This window comes from Serinicoccus chungangensis (assembly GCF_001483745.1).
GTDB classification, from domain to species: domain Bacteria; phylum Actinomycetota; class Actinomycetes; order Actinomycetales; family Dermatophilaceae; genus Ornithinicoccus; species Ornithinicoccus chungangensis_A.
On the sequence record NZ_LQBL01000006.1, the window covers coordinates 1 to 5,851 of the forward strand.

At 68.4% G+C, this 5,851-nt stretch carries 8 protein-coding genes; 3 read left to right on the forward strand and 5 right to left on the reverse strand.

Annotated features, from left to right (window positions below; all coding sequences use genetic code 11):
• Positions 1-562: 562 nt before the first annotated feature.
• The 4 genes from AVL62_RS03680 to AVL62_RS03695 form a co-directional block, all read right to left on the reverse strand.
• Positions 563-901 (reverse strand): histone-like nucleoid-structuring protein Lsr2, encoded by a 339-nt coding sequence (locus AVL62_RS03680; protein ID WP_058890331.1) that lies wholly within the window; start codon positions 899-901, stop codon positions 563-565.
• An 80-nt stretch (positions 902-981) separates the two neighbouring features.
• Positions 982-1,800 (reverse strand): amino acid ABC transporter ATP-binding protein, encoded by an 819-nt coding sequence (locus AVL62_RS03685; RefSeq protein WP_058890332.1) that lies wholly within the window; start codon positions 1,798-1,800, stop codon positions 982-984.
• On the reverse strand, positions 1,787-2,452 hold the full coding sequence (locus AVL62_RS03690; protein WP_058890333.1) for an amino acid ABC transporter permease: 666 nt from the start codon (positions 2,450-2,452) through the stop codon (positions 1,787-1,789). The genes AVL62_RS03685 and AVL62_RS03690 overlap by 14 nt, the downstream gene beginning before the upstream one ends.
• 6 nt (positions 2,453-2,458) lie before the next feature.
• Positions 2,459-3,286 (reverse strand): amino acid ABC transporter substrate-binding protein, encoded by an 828-nt coding sequence (locus AVL62_RS03695; RefSeq protein WP_058890334.1) that lies wholly within the window; start codon positions 3,284-3,286, stop codon positions 2,459-2,461.
• Positions 3,287-3,770: 484 nt separating this feature from the next.
• Here AVL62_RS03695 and AVL62_RS03700 point away from each other — a divergent pair, with 484 nt between their 5' ends.
• Positions 3,771-4,133, forward strand: a complete 363-nt coding sequence (locus AVL62_RS03700) for a hypothetical protein (RefSeq protein WP_058890335.1) — start codon at positions 3,771-3,773, stop codon at positions 4,131-4,133.
• Positions 4,134-4,494: 361 nt separating this feature from the next.
• Here the strand turns inward: AVL62_RS03700 and AVL62_RS16415 are convergent, their stop codons facing one another.
• Positions 4,495-4,842 carry a heavy-metal-associated domain-containing protein gene (locus AVL62_RS16415; RefSeq protein ID WP_083518648.1) on the reverse strand — a complete coding sequence of 116 codons (348 nt, stop codon included), beginning with the start codon at positions 4,840-4,842 and terminating at the stop codon, positions 4,495-4,497.
• On the opposite strand from AVL62_RS16415, the gene AVL62_RS16900 reads away from it, so the two are divergent.
• The gene (locus AVL62_RS16900; protein ID WP_153011640.1) at positions 4,841-5,119 is read left to right on the forward strand and encodes an SHOCT domain-containing protein; all 279 of its coding nucleotides are present in this window, start codon (positions 4,841-4,843) and stop codon (positions 5,117-5,119) included. The two genes, AVL62_RS16415 and AVL62_RS16900, sit on opposite strands and share 2 nt — an antisense overlap.
• Positions 5,116-5,851 (forward strand): multicopper oxidase family protein (locus AVL62_RS03710; RefSeq protein WP_153011641.1); only part of this gene is annotated, 736 nt, incomplete at its 3' end. The genes AVL62_RS16900 and AVL62_RS03710, both read left to right, overlap by 4 nt.

A 5,851-nucleotide genomic window follows, 5' to 3' on the forward strand; every position in this document is an offset into this window, starting at 1 on the left:
GAAGCACGTGTCCGCCAACAGGGAGATTGGCATGTCCGCTAGCAACTGGGCGGCCCCCCGTCATAGTGGGCGGAATGACGCCGCTCAGGATGCCGATGCGGTTGACGAGTCAGCGGGTCCGGAGGGGCCGGTTCAACGCGCTCAAGCGGCGGGCGGTCCGGTCTGCCACGACCGGGGCCGACAGCCCGTGCGGGGACCGAGAGACACCGATTGAGTCCCGGTCCAGCGGGGACCGAGAGGCACCGATCGAGCCCCGGTCCCGTACGCGCCCCCCGCGGCGCAGTAACCGTGTCACGACCTCCGAGGAGGTCGTCTAGCCACGGTCGTAGCGCCGGGCCATCCCCAGGCCCACCGCGGGCTGAAGGCGGCGCCTATAGAGGGGCTGCTTGGTTAGGTGAAGAGACGGCGAACTGTCACATTGCTGACACGGAACGACTGTGCGAGCGAATGTCGCTGGTCAGAGCAGTATCGGTTCAATTCCCGTCATCTACATCCCAGAGGCATCGGGAAATTGTGCGGCCCCGATAGGACCGAGCGACCGGCTGTCGTCGTGCAGGCGATCTCAGGTAGCAGCGTGGTAGGCGTCCTGAACTTTTTGGGGGACGCGGCCCCGGCTTGACACGTTGTAGCCGTTCTTGCTCGCCCACTCGCGCATCTTGCGAAGTTGCTCACGGTCGGTCGGGGCGGTGGCACGGCCGCTCCCCGGCCGGCGTCGGCCACCGACACGGCGGGCGGCGTCGGTGTACTTCTGGAGGGCGTTGGCAAACTCGTCCGCCTCCTGCTGCGAGAGGTCAATCTCATACTCCGCGCCGAGGAAGCCGAACTTCACGGTGTGGCCTTCCTCGCCCAGCTCCTCGCCGCTCAGATCGGAGATAAGGATGGTTTGCACCTTTTGCGCCACTGTGGCTCCTACTGGCAGTGTGGAAATGAAGCTTGATCATATGCCTCACGGCGATGCTGGCGATGCTGTCGCTGAGTGAGTCACTGCGAAGGCGGTTCGTGCAGGGGGTTGAGGATGCGGTCGAGGAAGCGTCGGGTGCGTTCGTGCTGTGGTCGGGTGAACATCTGCTCGGGGGTTGCCCGTTCGACGATGACTCCCTGGTCCATGAAGAGCACTTCGTCGGCGGCGGCCCGGGCGAAGCTGACCTCATGGGTGACGACGACCATCGTCCACCCCTCGTCGGCGAGCTCCTTGATCACGGCCAGCACTTCCCCGACGAGCTCTGGGTCGAGGGCGGAGGTGGGTTCGTCGAAGAGGAGCAGGCTGGGGCGCAGCGCTAGGGCGCGGACGATGCCGACGCGCTGCTGCTGTCCGCCGGAGAGCTGGAAGGGGTAGACGTCACGCTTGTCCCGTAGCCCGACACGGTCGAGGAGCTGCTCGGCCGCGGCGACGGCCTCGTCCCTGCGCACTCCCTGGACGTGGACCGGTCCCTCGATGACGTTCTCCAGCACGGTGCGGTGGGGGAAGAGGTTGTGCTGCTGGAAGACCATGGCGGAACGGTCGCGCAGGGCCATCCGGTCCCTCTTCGGCAGCGGCCGGGAGAAGTCGAGGTCCGGGCCGCCGGCGAAGGTCAAGGTGCCACCGTCGGGCGTCTCCAGCCCGTTCAGGGACCGCAGCACCGTGGTCTTGCCCGAGCCGCTGGGGCCGATGAGGACCACGACCTCCCCCTTGGTCACGGTGAGGTCGATGGAGCGCAGCACGGACAGCTCACCGAAGCTCTTGCTCAGGCCATGCGCGCGCAGCAACACCTCCTCGCCGCTGGTCGCGGGGCCGCGGGTAGTGGGGTCAGTGGGCGACATAGCGGTCCAACCTCTTCTCCAGTGCGTTCTGCCCGGTGGACAGAGCGAGGCAGAAGACCCAGTAGACCAGGGCGGCCTGCATGTAGAGCAGCATGAACTCCTGGCTGAAGGCGGCGATCTTCTGAGCCTCGCGGAACAGCTCGGTCACCAGGATCAAGGAGGCCAGCGACGTGTCCTTCACCAGGGAGATGAACGTGTTGGACAGCGGGGGCACGGACACCCTGGCCGCCTGCGGCAGGATGACCCGGCGCAGGGTGAGCCGGTGTGACATGCCGGCCATGTACGCCGCCTCCCACTGCCCGCGGGGGACGGACAGGATGGCGGCTCTGATCACCTCGGCGGCATACCCGCCCACGTTCAGGGAGAAGGCGATGACCGCGCTGGGCCAGGGGTCGATGAGCAGACCGAGGGACGGCAGACCGTAGAAGATGACGAACAGCTGCACGAGCAAAGGGGTGCCACGGATCACCGAGATGTAGGCCCGCGCCAGCCCGGAGAGCACCCGGCTGCGGGACATCCGCATCAACGCCACGGCCAGCGCCAGCGCCAGGCCCACGATGAAGGACACGACGGCCAGCGGGATCGTCCCCAGCAGACCGCCGCGCACGATGGGCCACAGCGAGTCGACGAAGAGCGTCCACTCCTGGGTCATGGCCCCTCAGCCCGAGACGTCTTGCCCGAAGTACTTCTCACCCAGCTCGGCGAGGGTGCCGTCGGCCTGCAGCTCGGCCAGCGCCTCGTCGACCGCGGAGACCAACTCCGCTTTGTCCTTGGTGAAGGCGAACGCGTTCACGGAGGCGTCCTCGGTCTCCACAGCAATCTTGATCGGGCTGTCCGGCCGCTCGTTCGTGTAGTCGAGGAAGGTGAGCTTGTCGTTGACCGTGGCGTCCACCCGGCCCTGCTCCAGGAGCGCCACGGCCTGGGCCCAGCCCTCCACGGCCTCGACCTGGGCGCCGTTGCTCTCGGCGACCTCGTACCAGTTGCTGGTCAGCGACTGCGCCGAGGTCTTGCCCTCCAGGTCCTCCAGGCTGGTGATGTCATCGGTGTCCTCGCTGACCACCACCACGCCGGGGGAGACGGTGTAGGGCTCGCTGAACAGGTAGGCCTCTTCCCGCTCGGGGTTGATCGAGACCTGGTTCGCGATCACGTCGAAGCGACCGGCCTCCAGCCCGGCGAAGATCGCGTCCCACTGCGTCTCCTGGAACTGGACCTCTAGGTCGAGACGCTCCGCGACGGCCTCGATCACCTCGACGTCGTAACCGACGAGTTCACCGCTGCCGTCCTCGTGGTACGTGAACGGCCGGTACGTGCCTTCGGTGCCCACGACCAGCACACCCTCCTGCGCCAGGCCCAGCCCGGAACCGTCCCCGGTCTCGGCGGTGCCGCCGCCGCCACTGGTCTGACCTTCGCCGTTTCCTCCCTGCCCGCAGGCGGTAAGGGTCAGCGAAGCGGCAGCGGCGAGGGCGATCAATGTCTTGGTGCTCAAGATGAGGTCCTTCGTAGGAGATCGGGAAGAGGGATCGTGCTGGACGGCACGGGTCACACCTGACCTGAAACCATAGTCATTGCCTTGTTATTGCCACATAGAGCGTTATGTGAAGGAAGTCACGATGCGCCGAAGATCATCAGGAAGGTCAGCGAGATGCCAAGCAAGTTCTCACCCGGGTGCCCGCAGACCACTCCGTAGGACTCCACTCGAGTGATCTGCTCCCCCAGGCAGTAGGCCCGCATCTACCCGAGGAGGGCAGACGCCACGTGGCGCCGGTTCCGGCCCGACCGTGGTGCGCGACAGCGGCGCCGGGGAGGCAGGAAGCGCCGCTACCTCCGTGCCGGTGCCCAGGCTGCCTCTGGCGGTGCGCCCGGTACGGGCTCTATCGTGAGTAGGCTGGGCGCCCGCTCGGCATTCCCAGGGATCTCGGGGCCCGCACACGCCGGGGCAGACAGTCGGATCTGGCCCGCAAGGAGCCACCATGAAGAACCCTTACACCAAGGCTGCCGGCATCGCCGCTGCGGTCACGCTCACGGTCGCGGCCGCGGCACCGTCGGCCATGGCGGACGGTCACACCGCCCCCATCCCGCCGCACGGGCACATCCTCGTCCTCGGGGCGGAGGTGGGCTTCACCGAGGAGGGTCCCGTGCTGCTGGACTACCGCAAGTGCGTGGACGTCGCAGCCAACCAGGCTCTGCCGCTGAACTCCCACCACGAGCACGTGCACTTCGGCCAGGCCGGGATCGCGCTGACCGAGGCAGGGCACGCCTTCGTCCCGGTCGCGCCGGCCTTCGACCTGCCCTGGACCGACTGCGCCTCCTTCCTGGCGATCATGGGCCACTGACGGCCAGGGGGCGGCTCCCCACCGGCCGCAGCGCAGCGGATGGGGAGCCGTCGGCGAGCCCACGGGCGCCCGGATGCTATGGGTCGCACACGTTAGGTGGCCGTCCGGTCCGTCTCGCGAGTGAACGGGTCAGCCCACAGCTTCCCTTGGCGCGTCAAAGAACCCACCTCGACCTAGCGCTCTGATGTCTTGTGACCGGAAGGGGGCACCTTGGTGGTGATTTGCTCAAGGAGTCCAGTGGCGCAGCCCCCTCTCTCCGAGTCATCGGCGAGGGAGGGCCTGCGTCTGGAGGTGCCGTCAAGAGCTGCGAGCTCTGGACGGGGCTGTCAGCGAGTGGTGAAAAGCGGCCGGAAGGTTCGGGTCAGCGCGTCCCGCTGAGGGCGTAGTTGCCGGCCTCGGCCAGAGCCGCGCGGATCTGCTCGGCGCTGAGCTCCTTGGCGCTCGCGACGTGAACCGAGGACTCGCCTCCGGAGATGACGTCGACCTGGACCGAGCTGACGTCCTCGAGGGCCTCGAGCTCGTTGGTCACGGCGGTGGCGCAGTGGCCGCAGGTCATGCCGGTGACGAGATAGGTGGTCTGGACCGGGGAGGTGTCCGCGTCAGAGGTCGCGGCGCCGTTCTCAGTCTGGGTGGAGCAGCACGCGCAGGAGGGCTTCTCCTCGGCGCTGGTCTGCTCAGCGGTCTGGGTGGTGGTGTCGGTTCCGCACATGGTGTCGTCCTTTGCTGGTCAATACGGCTCTCGATCCCGGTTCGGTCCGAGCCGCGGGGATCTTGCTAATGCACCACTCGCCGGCGGCCTGGTTCACGGACCGACCGGGGCCGGCGTTCCGGGTCGGTCCCGCCGGGACCGGACCGAGGACACGGCACCTGCTGATGGGTCGAGCGCCCGGCGGATCCTGGACGAGCGCTACGCGGCCGGGGAGCTGAGCACGCAGGAGTACGAGCATCGCCGGGCTGCGCTGGCCGGGCGCGAGGAGGAGTCATGAGACCGGTCAGCCGGCGCACGGCGCTGACCATGGGTGGACTGGGTCTCACCACCACCGTGATAGGTGGGACGGGCCTGTGGCGTGAGCTCACCACGCCCGGTGCGCCCGGCGATCCGGGGGGTGAGCTGGTGGAGCCGGAGGTGCTGGCCAGCGGCGGCGGGCGCCTGGACGTGCAGCTCCAGGCCCGCGTCGACACGCACGAGGTGGCGGGGCGGTCGGCCACCACGATGGGCTACAACGGCGGCGTGCCGGGTCCGACCCTGCGGCTGCGCCCCGGGGACCTGCTGCGGATCGAGCTGGACAACCAGCTGGACCACGTGACCAACCTGCACGTGCACGGACTGCACGTGGCCCCCGAGGGCGACGGCGACAACGTCTTCGTCGAGGTCGAGCCCGACGCGAGCCGTCAGTACGAGTACCAGCTGCCGAGGGACCACCCGCCGGGGGTGTACTGGTACCACCCGCACCACCACGGCAGCGTGGCGGACCAGGTGTTCGCCGGGCTCTACGGGGCCATCGTCGTGGAGGAGGACGACCCGCCGGCCGTCGACCGCGAACGGGTGCTGGTCGTCTCCGACATCACCCTCTCCCAGGACGGGTCCGTCGTCGGCCCCTCGATGCCCGAGCGGATGATGGGCCGCGAGGGTGAGCTGCTCCTGCTCGACGGCCAGGTGGAGCCGGTCCTGACGGCACGGGGGGGGGGGGGGGGGGGGGGGGGGGGGGGGTGGGGGG

Bases quoted from the DNA above. Each gene is read 5' to 3' on its own strand.
- AVL62_RS03685 (WP_058890332.1), bottom strand. From the start codon at position 1,800: ATGTCGCCCACTGACCCCACTACCCGCGGCCCCGCGACCAGCGGCGAG.
- AVL62_RS03700 (WP_058890335.1), top strand. From the start codon at position 3,771: ATGAAGAACCCTTACACCAAGGCTGCCGGCATCGCCGCTGCGGTCACG.
- AVL62_RS03690 (WP_058890333.1), bottom strand. From the start codon at position 2,452: ATGACCCAGGAGTGGACGCTCTTCGTCGACTCGCTGTGGCCCATCGTG.
- AVL62_RS16415 (WP_083518648.1), bottom strand. From the start codon at position 4,842: ATGTGCGGAACCGACACCACCACCCAGACCGCTGAGCAGACCAGCGCC.
- AVL62_RS16900 (WP_153011640.1), top strand. From the start codon at position 4,841: ATGGTGTCGTCCTTTGCTGGTCAATACGGCTCTCGATCCCGGTTCGGT.